Source organism: Nonomuraea sp. NPDC049714 (assembly GCF_044465295.1).
In the GTDB taxonomy this organism is placed as follows: Bacteria; Actinomycetota; Actinomycetes; order Streptosporangiales; family Streptosporangiaceae; genus Nonomuraea.
The window spans coordinates 1374913-1388968 of sequence record NZ_JBITLM010000001.1 but is presented as its reverse complement, the minus strand read 5'-3'; the positions used below and the strand labels follow the sequence as shown (position 1 = coordinate 1388968).

Genomic DNA, 14056 nt, shown 5'->3' with positions numbered 1-14056 from the left:
TCCCTTCGTGGCAGGTGAGGTGCCCATGATGATTGACTCGGCTTCATGGACATCGACCCCCGCCGGTTACGGATCCTCCACGAGGTGGCGCGCCGGGGCGGCGTCATGCGGGCTGCCGAGGCCCTCTATCTCACCTCCTCGGCGGTCTCTCAGCAACTCGCCCAGCTGGAGCGTGAGGTGGGGCTGGCGCTCATCGACCGCTCCCAGCGCCGGGTCTCCCTCACCCCCGCCGGCCGCATCCTGGCCGGTTACGCCGAGCGCGTCGAGGACGAGCTGGCCGAGGCCAGGCGCGAGCTCACCCGCTTCACCGAACGGCTGTCCGGCCCGGTCCGCATCGCGGCCTTCCCCACGGTGATCCACCACATCCTGGTCCCGGCCATGCGGGCTCTCGCCGACAGCCACCCCAAGATCATTCCGTCCATCCACGAGGTGTACGGCCCGCCCGCGCTGCAGGAGCTCAGGCACGGCGTCGTGGACGTGCTGATCACCGAACGCGACATGAGCCTGCCCCGGCCCGCCCAGCCCTCACTGGCGTCCCGTGCCCTCTACGTGGACGAGTACCGCATCGTGGTGCCGCCCGCCTGGCCGGAGCCGCAGCGGTTCGCCGACCTGGCCGACGTGCCGTGGGTGGCCAGTGAGCCCGACAAGGCTTGCGGCCAGGCGCTGGACCGGCTCGCCGCGCTGCACGGCTTCGAGCCGCGCAAGGTCCACGTGATCGGCGAGTTCGGGCCCACGCTGGCGCTGGTGGCGGCGGGTCACGGGGTGGCGATCGTGCCGACGCTGGCTCTGCTGGACGTGCCCGAGGGTGAGGTGCGGGTCAGCGACCTCGGCGACGTGGGGGCGCGCCGGATCGACGTGGTCACGCGGGGGAGCCGGACCAGGTCGGGGGAGCCCGACCCGGTGCAGGCGATCGTCATCGGGGCCGTCGAGGCCGCCACCGCCAGCCTGGACGCCACCCTGCGTGGCCATCTGCGCAGCGCCGAGCCGCAGGAGAGCTGAGTCTCTCCTGCGTTGCGCCGCTCTCGCGTTGCGTGGCGGGAGAGTTGAGCCGCTCTTGCGTTGCGCCGCTCTCGCGTTGAGCCGCGGGAGAGGTGAGCTACTCCGACACCCGTGGGCCGCTGACCCGGTCGAGCAGGCGGGCCAGCCGCTCGCGCAGGCCGGGGCGCTGCGGGATCTCGCCCGCGGCCGCGCTGACCAGGTGCTGGGCGCCGTCGAAGCTGACCGGCCCGTCGGCCGGGATGGCGATGGCGTCGTGGGCCAGCCCGGACAGCTCCCGGTCGCCGCCTTCGAGGGCCAGGATGGTGGCGCCGGTGCGGCGGGCGTCGTCGACGCGTTCGAGGAGCGGGACCGGGGCCTGCTGCTCAGCCACCACGAACAGGGTCTCGCCCCGCCTGGCCCGCTGGATGCGGTCGAGCCCGACGCGCAGGTGCGGGGGCGCGCCGGCCGACGGCGCCCAGCGCACCAGGGTGGGGGCGAGCTGCGGCAGGTCCGCCAGCCTGGCCTCGTCGGCGAGGTGGGCGGTCAGATGCCACGGCTCCTCGTCGGGGGTGCCGACCAGCAGCAGGCCGCCGGGGGAGCGGGTGGTGCGCAGGGCGCGGCCGAGCTCGCGGGTGCGCTCGACCCAGCCGGTCTCGGCGAGGAGGTCGCGCAGGTAGGCCACCGATCCTGAGTCCATGCACCCATGGTGCACGACATGCGCCACTTGGTAACCGGTTTCCTCCCCGATTCGGATGTCACATGTCTGACAATCCATCTCGTTATACCGTCATTCGTACTCTTGACAGGTGGTTACCGGCGGGTAACGATCGGTTTCGCGGCGCCGCCGTCCCGTGAGCGCACCCCCCTCGAGAGAGACGGCACACATGAAGTTACGTGTCCGCGTCAGCGTGTCCGCGATCCTGCTCCTGATCTTGTCCCTCGTCGCCACCCCGGCGCACGCCGCCACGGCGGGCGACGTCGTCACAGCCGAGCCCACCACCGTCTACCTGCTGCCCGGCCGGCACCTGGAGGTGCCGGTCAACGCCTGGCACCTGGTCTACCGCTCCACCTCCGCCACCGGCTCGCTCAACGCCGTCTCCGGCACCCTCCTGGTGCCCAAGGCGCGCTACTCCCTCGGCGCGCGGCCCATCGTCGGGTACGCCACCGGCACCCACGGCCTCGGCGACCAGTGCGCCCCCTCGGTGAGCATGAGCGAGGGCCGCGAGGCGGAGCTGGCCCTGATCAGCCTGTTCCTGCTCAAGGGCTTCGCCGTCGCCGTCACCGACTACGAGGGCCTCGGCACCCCGGGCACGCACACCTACATGGCGGGCGTCTCTCAGGGTCACGCCGTGCTCGACTCGATCAGGGCCGCCACCCGCGTCCCCGGAGCGGGCCTGTCGAACCGGGCCCCGGTGGCCGTGATGGGCTACTCGCAGGGCGGCGCGTCCGCCGGCTGGGCCGCCCAGCTCCACCCCGCCTACGCCCCGGAGCTCCGGCTCAAGGGCGTCGCCGCGGGCGGCGTCCCCGCCGACCTGCACGCCGTGGCCGACCACCTGGACGGCACCGACGACTTCGGCCTGGCCGCCGCCGCGGGCATCGGGCTCGACGCCGCCTACCCGGAGCTCGACCTTGAGGCCGACCTCAACGACCGGGGCCGCGACCTGCTGGCCGACGCCGCCGACGACTGCGTGGGCGACCTGGGCAAGCTGGCCGGCCTCCGCTTCGCCGACATCAGCACCGTCGACCTGCTCAACCAGCCCAAGTGGCTGGCCCGCCTCGCCGAGAACCGGCTCGGCTCGACTCCTCCCCGGGCGCCGATGTTCCTCTACCACGCACGCGGTGACGAGACCATCCCGCACGAGGTCGGCGCCGCCCTGCGCACGCAGTACTGCGCCGCCGGCGTGAATGCCAGATGGGCGTCCCTGTCGGCGAACAGCCATGTGCTCGGCGCCGTCCAGGGCGGGCCGCTGGCCATCGAGTGGCTGGCGCTGCGGCTGTACGGCCTGCCCGCCTTCGGCAACTGCTGACCGGTGCCCCGCTGCCGGGCCCCCGTCCAGCCGGGGCCCGGCGATGGCCATCGGCGCGAAGCTGGCATGATCGAGGCTATGACTGACGTGAGCGGGCTTTCCATCGGCATCCTCGGCGGCACCGGTGACCAGGGCAAAGGGCTGGCGCTACGGTTCGCCATGGCCGGGCTGCGCGTGGTGATCGGGTCGCGCAGCGCCGAGCGGGCGAGCGAGGCGGCCGACTCCATCGGCGCGGGCGCGACCGGCGCCGCCAACTCCGAGGTCGCCGCCGGATGCGACATCGTGATCGTGGCGGTGCCCTACGACGGGCACAAGGCGCTGCTGGAGTCGCTGGCCACGGAGCTGGCCGGGAAGATCGTGGTCGACTGCGTGAACCCGCTGGGGTTCGACAAGAAGGGCGCCTACGCGCTGCCCGTGGCGGAGGGCAGCGCCGCCCAGCAGGCGGCGGCGGCGCTGCCGGACAGCCGGGTGGTCGCGGCGTTCCATCACGTGTCCGCCGTGCTGCTGATGGATCCGGCCGTGGAGAAGGTGGACCTGGACGTCCTCGTGCTCGGCGACGACCGCGAGGCCACCGACACGGTGCAGGCCCTGGCGGAGCTCATCCCCGGGGTGCGCGGCGTCTTCGGCGGCCGGCTGCGCAACGCCTTCCAGGTGGAGGCGCTGACCGCCAACCTCATCTCGATCAACCGCCGCTACAAGGCGCACGCCGGCCTGCGCGTCACCGACATCTGACGGCCGTCCGGCCGATCGCGGCCGGCCCCGCGTCGGCAGTCCGGCGACGGCCGGCCCCGCGTCGGCAGTCCGGCGACGGCCGGCCCCGCGTCGGCAGTACGGTCGTGGCCGGCCCGCCGGGCGGTCAGTCACAGCCAGCCCGCGTCCTCGGCGATGCGGATGGCGTCGATCTTGTTCCGGGCGCCGGTCTTGGCGATCGCGCCCGTCAGGTAGTTGCGCACGGTGCCGGGCGACAGGTGCAGGCGGGAGGCGATCTCCTCCGCCGAGGACCCTCTGGCCGCCTCCTTCAGCACGCTCGACTCGCGCGGCGTCAGCGGGCTCTCGCCGTACTCCATCGCCGAGGACACCAGCTCGGCGTCCAGCACGCGCAGGCCCGCCGCCGTGCGCCTGATGGCGTCCGCCAGGCGGTCGCCGGGCGCGTCCTTGACCAGGAACGCCTCGATGCCGGCCGTGAGCGCGCGGCGTACCTGACCCGGCTGCCCCAGCGCGGTGAGCACCAGGACCCGGCACGACGGCAGCCGCTCGCGCAGCGAGACGGCGGCGGTGATGCCGTCCAGGACCGGCAGGTCGATGTCCAGGACCGCCACGTCGGGGCGGCTGGCCAGCGCGGCGGGGAGGATCTCGTCACCGCGCGTGACCTCGGCGACCACTTCGAGGTCCGGCTCCAGCCGCAACAGGGCTGTGAGAGCGGCCCGGATCATGTGCATGTCCTCCGCGAGCAGCACCTTGATCACGCGACCCACCCGCCGTCGGCCGTCATGCCTGTACGTCCGCCGTCCGCTCCCATGTCCGCACGCCCGCTGTCCGCTCTCATGTCTGTACGTCTATCTGTACGTCCGCCGTCCGGTCTCATGCCGGGACCTCCACGGCCAGCAGGAAGCCGTTCGGGCCGCTGGGGACGACGGTGAGGGTGCCGCCCGCCTGGACGGCGCGTTCGGCCAGGCTGGTGAGGCCGCCGCCGGCCGGGGCGCGCTCACCGGTGGCGCCGTCGTTGGCCACCTCCAGGCGCAGCCGCCCTTCGTGCGCCGACGTGGTGATCGTGCAGGTGGTGGCCAGGCTGTGCCGCAGGACGTTGGTGACCGCCTCGCGCACCGCCCAGGCCAGCGTCTCGTCCGAGCGTTTCGGCAGCGGGGTGTCGGCGAGGTGGGCCTGGCAGCTCACGCCGGACGACTCCAGCAGCGCCACGGCCCGGTTCACCTCGCCGGCCAGCGACAGCTCTCGGTAGCCGCGCGCCACCTGCCGCACGTCCTGGGCCGCCTCCCTGGCCACCTTGACCAGCTCGGCCACCTCGCTCCGGGCCGCGTCCGGGTCGCGGTCCAGCAGCCGGGAGGCCAGGTCGCCCTTGAGCGCGATGGCGGTGAGGCTGCGCCCCAGGCCGTCGTGCAGGTCGCGGGAGATGCGCAGCCGCTCCTTGAGCACCGCGGCCTCCGCCAGCTCGGCCCTGGCCTGCTCAAGGTCGGCGGTGACACGGACGAAGCGGACCAGGGCGTAGGTCAGCGCGCCGGTGATGGGCACCGAGGAGGCGTAGAAGAGGGTGATCACGATGGCGGGCAGTCCGGTGAACAGGGCCACGCCCTCGTAGGCGACCATCAGGGTCACGGCGGCGGCGCCCCAGCGCAGCGGCAGGAGCACCAGCACCGCGCCGGCCAGCAGCGGCGCGGCGATCGCGGAGTAGCCGGTGGGCAGCAGGAAGTCGGGCAGGTAGGTGACGACGGCCTGCCCCGCCAGGGTGAGCGGGAACAGCGGGGGCCGCTCCCCGCGCAGCCCGGCCCGCATGTTCAGGTAGTGCAGGCAGACGATCCCGAGCATCGCGAGGCCGGCCACCAGGCCGTACATCGGATCGATGAAGACGTACACCAGCCCCGGCAGCGAGTAGGTGATGGCCACGCCGGTGATCAGGCCGGCCGCCAGACGCCGTGCGGAGGTGGAGGTCACGGGCACGATTATGACCGTCGTGGCTCCCACCGGAACCAGAGCCTCAGCGCCACGGCCCCGACGGCCGCCCAGCAGGCCAGGTTGAGGGCGGGCCCGGCCACCGCGCCGGTGGAGATGGCGTCCACCACGGCGGTGGTCGGCAGCAGGTCCAGCGCGGTGCGTACGAAGGAAGGCAGCGGGATCGGCCCCATCGCGCCCGCGCCGATCCCGGCCAGCAGGAAGACGGGCACGGTGTAGGCGGCGGCCAGCTCGGCGCGCGAGATCGCGGCCGTGTAGGCGGCGCCGAGCAGGGCCATCACGGCGGAGCCCGCGACGATGGCGGCGCCGAACAGCAGCGGGTCGGGCGGGAACGGCACGTCGGCGAGGAACCGCACGGCCACCATGGACAGCAGGATCAGGCCCACGGTCTGCGTCACCGTGCTGGCGATCTGACCTGCCAGGATCTGCCCGTCGGTCAGTCGCGTGGTGCGCAGCCGCTTGAGCACGAGCTGGTCGCGGCGGCTCGTCAGGGCGACGACGATGTTCATGAACGCGGTGATCGCCAGCAGCACGGCCAGCAGGCCGTGGAAGAGCTGGGCGACGTCGGCCAGGTTGCCGGGCCGGACGTTGCGCATGAGCACCGGCAGCCCGACGGCCAGCCCCACGGGTGTCACGACCGAGGCGAACAGCATGGTGCGGTCCCGCCAGAACAGGCGGGTGCCGAGGCGGTAGGTGGCGGCGAGGCTCATCGGGCGCTCCTGGTCAGGTCGAGGAAGAGGTCTTCGAGCGTGGCCGCGCGGACCTCCAGGCCCGTCAGCCGCAGGCCGCGTCCGGCGGCCCAGGTCAGCAGCGTCTGCGCGGCCAGGTCCGGGTCGTCGGCCCGGCAGACGGCGATCTCGCCCTCCACCGTGACCGGCAGCGGCAGGTCGGCCGGCCGCACGCCTTCGGGCAGCCGGAACGCCACCCGGCCGCTGCGGGCGGCGAGCGTTTCCGCCATGCCGCCGGCCGCGACGATCTCACCCTCGTCCAGGATCGCCATCGAGGTGGCCAGCCGCTGCGCCTCCTCCAGGTAGTGGGTGGTGAGCAGGATCGTGGTGCCCCGCGCGGCCAGGCCGCGCACCACCTCCCAGGTGTCGCGCCGCCCCTCCGCGTCCATGCCGGTGGTCGGCTCGTCCAGGAAGAGCACGTCCGGGCCGCCCAGCAGGGCCAGTGCCAGATCCAGCCGCCGCTTCTCGCCGCCGGAGAGCTGGCGCACCTTGGTGCCCGCCTTGGCGGTCAGGCCGGCCAGCTCCAGCGCCTCGCCGCGCGGGCGGGGCGCGGCGGTGAAGTCGCGCCACGTGTCGACGGTCCGCGCCACGGTCAGGTCGGGGAAGAACCCGGCCTCCTGCAGCATGATGCCGGTCCGCTGCCGCACGGCCGCGCGGTCGGCGACCGGGTCGAGGTCGTGCACGCGTATGGTCCCGCCGTCGGGCCGCTGGAAGCCCGCGAGCAGCTCCACGGCCGTGGTCTTGCCCGCGCCGTTCCTGCCGAGCAGCGCGAAGATCTCACCGGCGGGCACCTCGAACGAGATGCCCCGTAGAGCCGCGAAGTCGCCGTAGCTCTTCCTGAGGTCGTGCACCCGAATCGCTGTCATGACTGTGACTATGTCGGCGGCGCGTTCCGGACGGCAGTGAAGAATTCATGACTTTCGCGACAGCCTCAGCAGCGCGCCGGCCACCTCCTCCGGGTCCACGAGCTGGTGCAGATGCATGCCGGGCGTGCGCAGCACCGGCCAGCCGCGCCGCCGCGCCTCCTCGGCCACCGTGTCGTACGGCGGGCCGTACCACAGGCACGAGCACCTGACGGCGTCCCACCCGGCGGGCACCGGGATCGGGTCGGTGTAGAAGCCGAGCGGCAGCCTCGGCTGCTCCGCCACCACCCGCTCCCGCACGGCCGCGTCGGCGGGGAACATGGGCGCGACGTCCTCCTCGCTCCACCAGTCCGTCCAGCGCGGCAGCACCCCGTCGGCGCCGGCCAGCTCGCGCAGGAACGGCAGGAAGCCCTCCTGCCCGGCCCGCACCAGCCCGCGCGCCGGCGGCAGATGGGCGTCCGCGAACACGCACGCCACCACCCGCTCGCCCAGCCCCTCCTTGACCACCGGCAGGAACAGCCCCGCGTTGCTGTGCGCGACCAGCACGAGAGGCGTCTCGGGCGCCGCCGCGCGCACCGCCGCCACCACCCTCGGCCAGTACGGCGCGGGGCCGGCCGTCACCCCGGTCAGGTCGGGCACCACGGCGGCGTGTCCCCTGCGCTCCAGCGCCGCCGCCACCGGCGCCCACGTCGAAGGTCCCACGCTGGGACTGTGCACGAGCACGAACGTCATAAGCCCACCTTGCCGCACCCCGCGCACCCCTCCCCGCCATGTCAGCTCAGGGCGGAGGAGTCCTCCAGGGCCGCGGGTCAGACGATGAGGGTGTGGCGGGAGGCGGGGTGTTTCACCCCGTCGTAGGAGCGCCAGGCGGCGGCCAGCGCGCGCACCGCCTGCGACAGCTCCTCGCGGGGAAACAGGAAGTGCAGCCGCAGGTGGTCCTCATGACCGCCCAGCGGGTCGAACGACCTGCCGGGCGGCGCCGCGACCCCATGCCGGAGCGCCACCTGCGCGAAGGAGCCCGCCTCGCCGCGCGGCAGCCGTACCCAGATCGTCTGACCGCCCTGGGCGGGCTCGAACGACCACGACGGCAGGTGCGCGCGCAGCTCGGCGCACAGGTGGTCGTGGCGGGCGCGCAGCGTGCGCACGCGCGCCCGCCGGATGTCCGCCAGCCGCCGCAGCAGCGCGACGGCGGCGAGCTGGCCCACCACCTCACCGCCCAGATCGTGTACGGCGCGCAGCCGGGCCAGCCGGGAGATCAGGGGAGCGGGGGCGCGGATCCAGCCGATCCGCAGCCCGCCCCACACCACCTTGCTCAGCGAGGCGATCGTGATGACCTGCTCGCCGCGGGCGTAGGAGGCGACGGGAGCGGGGGTCCGGCCGTCGAAGCAGAGCTCGGCGCAGACCTCGTCCTCGATCAGCGGCACGTCGTGCCCGGCGGCGAACGCGGCCAGGCGTCTGCGGCTGCCCGCGTCCATGACCGAGCCGGCGGGGTTGCTCGCGGTCGGCACCGCGTAGATCAGCGCGGGACGCTCACGCGACGCGGCGGCCAGGCCGGGCGGGTCCAGCGTCACGGGGCGGACGACGGCGGCGGCGTGCCGGAACACCTCGATCGCCCCCGGGTAGGTCGGGGACTCGGTCAGCACCGTGTCGCCGGGCGACACCAGCAGGCCGGTGAGCAGCGTGAGCGCCTGCTGCGCGCCGGTCGTCACGATGATCTCCCGCGCGGTCGTGGGCAGGCCGCGGTCGCGGTAGTAGGAGGCCACGGCCGCACGCAGGGCCGCGTTCCCGGCGGGCTGGTAGCCCAGGTCGCGCATCCCGGCCAGGCGTTCGATCGCCTCCGCGTACGCCTCGGCGAGCTCGGGCGGCGGCTCGTCCGGCGCGGCGCAGGTCAGCAGCCGCACCCCGTCCGGCGGGTCCAGGATGTGCAGGAGCAGCGGGTTGGCCACCACCCCGTCGGCGGTACGGGTGGCGGGCAGATCCAGCGCGGCCACCCGGGTGCCGCTGCCCTGGCGGCGCACCACGCGGCCCTGCTGCCGCAGCAGGTCGTAGGCGGCCACCACGGTGCCCCTGCCGACCGCCAGCCGCCCCGCGAGCATCCGGTCCGGCGGCAGCCGGAGGCCGGGAGGCAGCACGCCGTCGTCGATGAGCGCCCGCAGGCGGGCCGCGAGCAGCAGGTAGAGGGGCCCACGACCGGAAGCCCAGCGGCCGAGCCGGTCGACCAGGTCATCGGCATTGGCCTCATTCATGAACCAATTTTGTCTGATTGGCTCTGCTGGAGGGCCTACTTCGCGGACATCCTTACGGGTATGAGCGCTTACCGTCCCGAAACGAGGGCTGTCCACCTGCCCCAGCCGATCATCGAGGGCAGCCGCCCGATCGCCGTGCCCCTCTACCAGACCTCCGGCTTCGTCTTCGACGACCCCGAGGTCATGGCGAACGCGATGAGCCGCCCGGACGGCCCGTTCGTCTACGGCCGGTACACCAACCCCACCGTCCGCTCCCTCGAACAGGCGATCTCCGGCCTGGAGGGCGGCAGCGGCGCCGTCGCCACCGGATCCGGCATGGGCGCCGTCAACATCGTGCTGCTCGGCCTGCTCCAGCCGGGCGACCACTTCATCGCGCAGCAGGCCCTGTACGGCGGGACCGCCGCGATGATCAACGAGCTGGCCGGCAGGTTCGGCATCACCGTCAGTTACGTGCCCGAGGACGACCCCGACGCCCTGCGCGCCGCCGTGCGGTCCGAGACCAAGCTCGTCTACCTGGAGACCATCGCCAACCCGATGGGCCAGGTCGCCGACCTGCCGGGGATGTTCGCGGCGGCACGCGAGCTCGGCCTCGTCTCCGTGGTGGACAACACCTTCGCCACCCCCATGCTCTGCCGCCCGATCGAGCACGGCGCCGACATCGTCATCCACTCCACCACCAAGTACCTGTCCGGGCACACCGACGTCGTCGGCGGCATGGCCGTCTTCGCCGACGACGCGCTCTACAAGAAGGTGTGGCACTTCGCCATCGAACTCGGCGCGTCGGCCGACCCGTTCGCCGCCTGGCTCACCCTGCGCGGCCTGCAGACGCTGCCGCTGCGGATGGAGCGGCACTGCGCCAACGCCCGGCTGCTCGCCACCCGCCTCGCCGACCACCCCGCGGTGGCGGCCGTGCACTGGCCCGGCCTGCCGTCGCACCCGTCGTACGAGCTCGCGGGCAAGCTGCTGCCGGACTTCGGCGGCGTGTTCGCCTTCGACCTGGCCGGCGGGCGCGCGGCGGGGGAGAAGTTCATGAGTTCGGTACGGCTCGCGCTGCTGGCTCCCTCGCTGGGCGGTGTCGAGACGCTCATCCTGCACCCGGCCACCACCTCACACCGCGCGTTGAGCGCCGACGAGCTGGCCCGGCACGGGATCAGCGAGGGCACGGTGCGGGTCGCCGTCGGCATCGAGCACCCCGAGGACCTGTGGGCCGACTTCGAGCAGGCGTTGACGTAGAACTGAGGGAGCAGCCGACGATCGAAGGGCTAACTGTGATGACGGTGTCATACGAGGACGTGGTGAGCGCGGCCGAGCGCATCGGCGGCCATGTGCTGCGCACGCCCGTGCTCGAGATCGCGCCGGGGCGGTTCCTCAAGCTGGAGCAGCTCCAGCACTCCGGATCGTTCAAGGTACGGGGGGCGTTCAACCGCATCCTGTCGGCGGGCGAGCTCCCGGAGGACGGCGTGATCGCGGCCAGCGGCGGCAACCACGGGCTCGCCGTCGCCTACGCCGCGCGGGCGCTCGGCGTCCGGGCGGAGATCTTCGTGCCGGAGGTGACGAGCCCGGTGAAGCTGGCCGGGCTGCGCGCCCTCGGCGCCCACGTCACCCAGACCGGGGCCATCTACTCCGAGGCGGCGGAGGCGGCGGCCAAGCGCGCGGCCGAGACGGGCGCGCTCAAGGTGCACGCCTACGACCAGCCGGAGGTGGTGGCCGGTCAGGGCACCACCGGACTGGAGCTGATGGCCCAGACGGGCGGCGTGGACACCGTCGTCGCGGCGGTCGGCGGCGGCGGCTTCGCGGCCGGCGTGGCCGTGGGCGCCCGCATCCTCACCGGCTCCACCGGCTCCTCCGGGGTTCCCGGGCACTCCGGGGCCGCCGGCTTCGCCGGGGGGCCCAAGCTGGTCGCGGTGGAGCCCGAGCGGATCCCGACGTTGCACGAGGCGCTCAAGGCGGGCGGGCCGGTGCCCGTCGAGGTGGGCGGGGTCGCGGCCGACGCGCTCGGCGCCAGCCGGCTCGGCGATCTGGCCTACGACATCCTGTCCCGGGCCGGCGCGCTGAGCGTGCTCGTCACGGACGACGCCATCGTGGCGGCGCGCCGTACCCTCTGGGAAGAGCATCACCTGGTCGCCGAGCACGCGGGCGCGACCGCGTACGCGGCGCTGCTGTCGGGCGTCTACGTCCCCGAGCCCGGCGAGCGGGTCGCGGTGCTGGTGTGCGGCGCCAACACCGACACCGCGACCCTGGCGCACGGGCAGGGCTGACCCCCGGAGCGGCGGTTACCGGTAGGTGTGCTCGGGGGCGGGGAAGGCGCCGCTGATCACGTCGTCGGTGAAGGCGCGGGCGGCGCGGTCGAGGTCGCCGGCGAGGTCGGCGTACTGCTTGACGAAGGCGGCCGGGTGTGGCGTCAGGCCCATGAGGTCCTGCCAGACCAGCACCTGGGCGTCCGTTCCGGGGCCCGCGCCGATGCCGATCGTGGGGATCGCCAGCGACGCGGTCACCCGCGCGGCCAGGTCGGCGGGCACGCATTCGAGGACCACGGAGAAGGCGCCGGCCCGCTCCAGGTCCTTGGCGTCGGCCATGAGCTCCTCGCCCTCCTGGCCGCGCCCCTGGACGCGGTAGCCGCCGAGCACGTTGACCGACTGCGGCGTCAGCCCGAGGTGCGCCATCACCGGGACGCCCGCCGAGACCAGGGCTTCGACCTGGGGCAGGATGCGCCGCCCGCCCTCCAGTTTGACCGCGTGGGCGCCGGCCTCCTTCATGAAGCGGGCCGCCGACTCCAGCGCCTGTCCCGGTGAGGACTGGTAGGAGCCGAACGGCAGGTCGGCCACCACGAGGGCGCGTGCGGAGCCGCGTACCACGGCCGCGGTCAGTGACAGCAGCTCGTCGACGGTGACGGGGAGGGTGGAGTCGTGGCCGTACACGACCATCGCGGCCGAGTCGCCCACCAGCAGGACCGGGATGCCCGCCTGGTCGAACGCGCGGGCCGTCATCGCGTCGTAGGCGGTGACCATGGGCCACCGCTCTCCGCGCTTCTTGGCCGCGGCGAGGTCGCGCACGGTGACGCGGCGACCGGAGACGCCGCCGTACAGGGTGGATGAAGACATGAGACAGCCTCCAGAGACGTCTCGAGGCGCCCCAGCGGCGTCCCCGGACTCCTCCCGATGATGCCACGGCGGAAAACGGGTGGCGAAAGTGTCGGTACGGGTTGCCACAATAGGCCCGGAGGTAAGCAATAAAAATGGCTCTCGAACCTTACCGGCGTCTGTTCCGGCTCCCTGGCGTCGGCGTGCTGCTGGCGGTCGGCGTGCTGGCCCGCGTCCCTGTCACGGCGATCGGGATGGCGCTGACGCTGCACGCGGTCGAGTCCCTCGACCTCGGCTACATCATGGCCGGGCTGCTCACGATGGCGAGCACGGTCGGCCTGGCCGTCGGCTCCCCGCTGTCGGGGCGGTTCGTCGACCGTTACGGTCTGCGTCCCGTCCTGGCGGTCACCACGGCGGCGCAGGCGCTGTTCTGGGCCACCGCCTGGGCGCTGCCGTTCCCTGTGCTGGTCGGCGCGGCGGCGGTGGCCGGGCTGCTGGGGCTGCCGGTGTTCAGCGTGGTCCGGCAGTGCCTGGCCGCGATGGTGCCGCTGGAGCAGCGCCGCACGGCCTTCTCGCTCGACTCGATGTTCGTGGAGCTGTCCTATATGACGGGGCCGGCGCTGGCGGTGTTCGGGATGATCACGTTCGGCAGCGGGCCGACGATGGCCGTCATCGCGATCGGCCTGACCGGGTCCGGTCTGGCGCTGCTGCTGCTCAATCCGCCGATCAGGTCGGCCGAGGAGCTGGCGGAGCCCGGGGCGAAGGTGTCGCGGCGGCAGTGGCTCACGCCGGGCCTGCTCGCCCTGCTCGCCACCGTGGCCGCCGCCACCTTCGTGCTCACCGCCACCGAGCTGGCGATGGTCGCCACCATGGAGGGCTCGAAGCAGACGGCGTGGATCGGGCTGGCCGTCGGCATCTGGTGCGTCTACTCCCTGACCGGTGGGTTCGTCTATGGCGGGCTGTCGCGCGGGTTCTCGCCGTTGCTGCTCATCGCGAGCATGGCCCTGCTCACCGTGCCCGTGGGGCTGGTGTCGGGCGCGTGGTGGTGGCTGGTGCTCGCGCTGCTGCCGTCGGGCCTGCTGTGCGCCCCGTCGCTGTCGTCCACCGTCGAGGCGCTCACCCGCAGGGTGCCCGCCGGGGCCAGGGGAGAGGCCATGGGCCTGCACGGCACCGCCCTGCTGATCGGTGCGGCCGCGTCCGCGCCCGTCGCCGGGGCGATCATCGACGCCCACGGGGCCGGCTGGGCGTTCGCCGTGTCGGGGCTGATCGGCGTCGCGATCGTGCTGGTCGCGTTGCCGTTCTCGCGTCGGCCGCCGCGGCCGCCCGCGGAGACGCTCAGCGGCGACCTGAGCGGTGACGCGCTGCGGGAGGCGCCGGCCCCGGGCTGAGCGAGTGTGATTCATATTACGAAACGGCACCGTTGCGTATCGAAATGCCTTGCGATACGGT

Annotated in this window: 14 protein-coding genes; 6 read left to right on the top strand and 8 right to left on the bottom strand. The window is 73.5% G+C overall.

Annotated features, from left to right (window positions below):
* The first annotated feature begins 45 nt into the window (after positions 1–45).
* Positions 46–999: a LysR family transcriptional regulator gene (locus ACIBQX_RS06700; protein WP_397001353.1), complete on the top strand. Its 954-nt coding sequence runs from the start codon at positions 46–48 to the stop codon at positions 997–999.
* Positions 1000–1096: 97 nt separating this feature from the next.
* Here ACIBQX_RS06700 and ACIBQX_RS06695 read toward each other — a convergent pair whose 3' ends face one another.
* On the bottom strand, positions 1097–1675 hold the full coding sequence (locus tag ACIBQX_RS06695) for a hypothetical protein (RefSeq protein WP_397001351.1): 579 nt from the start codon (positions 1673–1675) through the stop codon (positions 1097–1099).
* Between the two features lie 187 nt (positions 1676–1862).
* On the opposite strand from ACIBQX_RS06695, the gene ACIBQX_RS06690 reads away from it, so the two are divergent.
* Positions 1863–3005 carry a lipase family protein gene (locus ACIBQX_RS06690; protein ID WP_397001349.1) on the top strand — a complete coding sequence of 381 codons (1143 nt, stop codon included), beginning with the start codon at positions 1863–1865 and terminating at the stop codon, positions 3003–3005.
* Positions 3006–3083: 78 nt separating this feature from the next.
* Positions 3084–3737, top strand: a complete 654-nt coding sequence (gene npdG / locus ACIBQX_RS06685; RefSeq protein WP_397001347.1) for an NADPH-dependent F420 reductase — start codon at positions 3084–3086, stop codon at positions 3735–3737.
* 128 nt (positions 3738–3865) lie between these two features.
* Here npdG and ACIBQX_RS06680 read toward each other — a convergent pair whose 3' ends face one another.
* From ACIBQX_RS06680 to ACIBQX_RS06655, 6 genes are all read right to left on the bottom strand, one after another.
* A complete protein-coding gene (locus tag ACIBQX_RS06680; RefSeq protein ID WP_397001345.1) occupies positions 3866–4471 on the bottom strand; it encodes a DNA-binding response regulator in 606 nt (201 codons plus the stop codon).
* A gap of 115 nt (positions 4472–4586) precedes the next feature.
* A complete protein-coding gene (locus ACIBQX_RS06675; RefSeq protein ID WP_397001343.1) occupies positions 4587–5672 on the bottom strand; it encodes a sensor histidine kinase in 1086 nt (361 codons plus the stop codon).
* 8 nt (positions 5673–5680) lie between these two features.
* Positions 5681–6400 (bottom strand): ABC transporter permease, encoded by a 720-nt coding sequence (locus ACIBQX_RS06670; protein WP_397001341.1) that lies wholly within the window; start codon positions 6398–6400, stop codon positions 5681–5683.
* The gene (locus ACIBQX_RS06665) at positions 6397–7284 is read right to left on the bottom strand and encodes an ABC transporter ATP-binding protein (protein WP_397001339.1); all 888 of its coding nucleotides are present in this window, start codon (positions 7282–7284) and stop codon (positions 6397–6399) included. The genes ACIBQX_RS06670 and ACIBQX_RS06665 overlap by 4 nt, the downstream gene beginning before the upstream one ends.
* A gap of 45 nt (positions 7285–7329) precedes the next feature.
* Positions 7330–8013 carry an alpha/beta hydrolase gene (locus tag ACIBQX_RS06660; RefSeq protein ID WP_397001337.1) on the bottom strand — a complete coding sequence of 228 codons (684 nt, stop codon included), beginning with the start codon at positions 8011–8013 and terminating at the stop codon, positions 7330–7332.
* 77 nt (positions 8014–8090) lie between these two features.
* Entirely contained in the window at positions 8091–9527 is a 1437-nt protein-coding gene (locus ACIBQX_RS06655; protein ID WP_397001335.1) for a PLP-dependent aminotransferase family protein, read from the bottom strand.
* Between the two features lie 60 nt (positions 9528–9587).
* Here ACIBQX_RS06655 and ACIBQX_RS06650 point away from each other — a divergent pair, with 60 nt between their 5' ends.
* A complete protein-coding gene (locus ACIBQX_RS06650) occupies positions 9588–10760 on the top strand; it encodes a trans-sulfuration enzyme family protein (protein ID WP_397001333.1) in 1173 nt (390 codons plus the stop codon).
* Positions 10761–10798: 38 nt separating this feature from the next.
* Entirely contained in the window at positions 10799–11785 is a 987-nt protein-coding gene (locus ACIBQX_RS06645) for a threonine/serine dehydratase (RefSeq protein ID WP_397001331.1), read from the top strand.
* 15 nt (positions 11786–11800) lie between these two features.
* On the opposite strand, the gene panB is transcribed toward ACIBQX_RS06645, so the two are convergent.
* Positions 11801–12628 carry a 3-methyl-2-oxobutanoate hydroxymethyltransferase gene (gene panB / locus ACIBQX_RS06640; RefSeq protein WP_397001329.1) on the bottom strand — a complete coding sequence of 276 codons (828 nt, stop codon included), beginning with the start codon at positions 12626–12628 and terminating at the stop codon, positions 11801–11803.
* A 134-nt stretch (positions 12629–12762) separates the two neighbouring features.
* Between panB and ACIBQX_RS06635 the strand changes: the two genes are divergently transcribed.
* Positions 12763–13995, top strand: coding sequence for an MFS transporter (locus ACIBQX_RS06635; protein WP_397001327.1), 1233 nt, complete (start codon positions 12763–12765; stop codon positions 13993–13995).
* The last annotated feature ends 61 nt before the right edge of the window (positions 13996–14056 follow it).

What these genes read in the sequence shown, in the direction of transcription:
- ACIBQX_RS06700 (WP_397001353.1), top strand. Translation starts at nt 46, where the DNA reads ATGGACATCGACCCCCGCCGGTTACGGATCCTCCACGAGGTGGCGCGC.
- ACIBQX_RS06695 (WP_397001351.1), bottom strand. Translation starts at nt 1,675, where the DNA reads ATGGACTCAGGATCGGTGGCCTACCTGCGCGACCTCCTCGCCGAGACC.
- ACIBQX_RS06690 (WP_397001349.1), top strand. Translation starts at nt 1,863, where the DNA reads ATGAAGTTACGTGTCCGCGTCAGCGTGTCCGCGATCCTGCTCCTGATC.
- npdG (WP_397001347.1), top strand. Translation starts at nt 3,084, where the DNA reads ATGACTGACGTGAGCGGGCTTTCCATCGGCATCCTCGGCGGCACCGGT.
- ACIBQX_RS06670 (WP_397001341.1), bottom strand. Translation starts at nt 6,400, where the DNA reads ATGAGCCTCGCCGCCACCTACCGCCTCGGCACCCGCCTGTTCTGGCGG.
- ACIBQX_RS06665 (WP_397001339.1), bottom strand. Translation starts at nt 7,284, where the DNA reads ATGACAGCGATTCGGGTGCACGACCTCAGGAAGAGCTACGGCGACTTC.
- ACIBQX_RS06660 (WP_397001337.1), bottom strand. Translation starts at nt 8,013, where the DNA reads ATGACGTTCGTGCTCGTGCACAGTCCCAGCGTGGGACCTTCGACGTGG.
- ACIBQX_RS06655 (WP_397001335.1), bottom strand. Translation starts at nt 9,527, where the DNA reads ATGAATGAGGCCAATGCCGATGACCTGGTCGACCGGCTCGGCCGCTGG.
- ACIBQX_RS06650 (WP_397001333.1), top strand. Translation starts at nt 9,588, where the DNA reads ATGAGCGCTTACCGTCCCGAAACGAGGGCTGTCCACCTGCCCCAGCCG.
- ACIBQX_RS06645 (WP_397001331.1), top strand. Translation starts at nt 10,799, where the DNA reads ATGACGGTGTCATACGAGGACGTGGTGAGCGCGGCCGAGCGCATCGGC.
- panB (WP_397001329.1), bottom strand. Translation starts at nt 12,628, where the DNA reads ATGTCTTCATCCACCCTGTACGGCGGCGTCTCCGGTCGCCGCGTCACC.
- ACIBQX_RS06635 (WP_397001327.1), top strand. Translation starts at nt 12,763, where the DNA reads ATGGCTCTCGAACCTTACCGGCGTCTGTTCCGGCTCCCTGGCGTCGGC.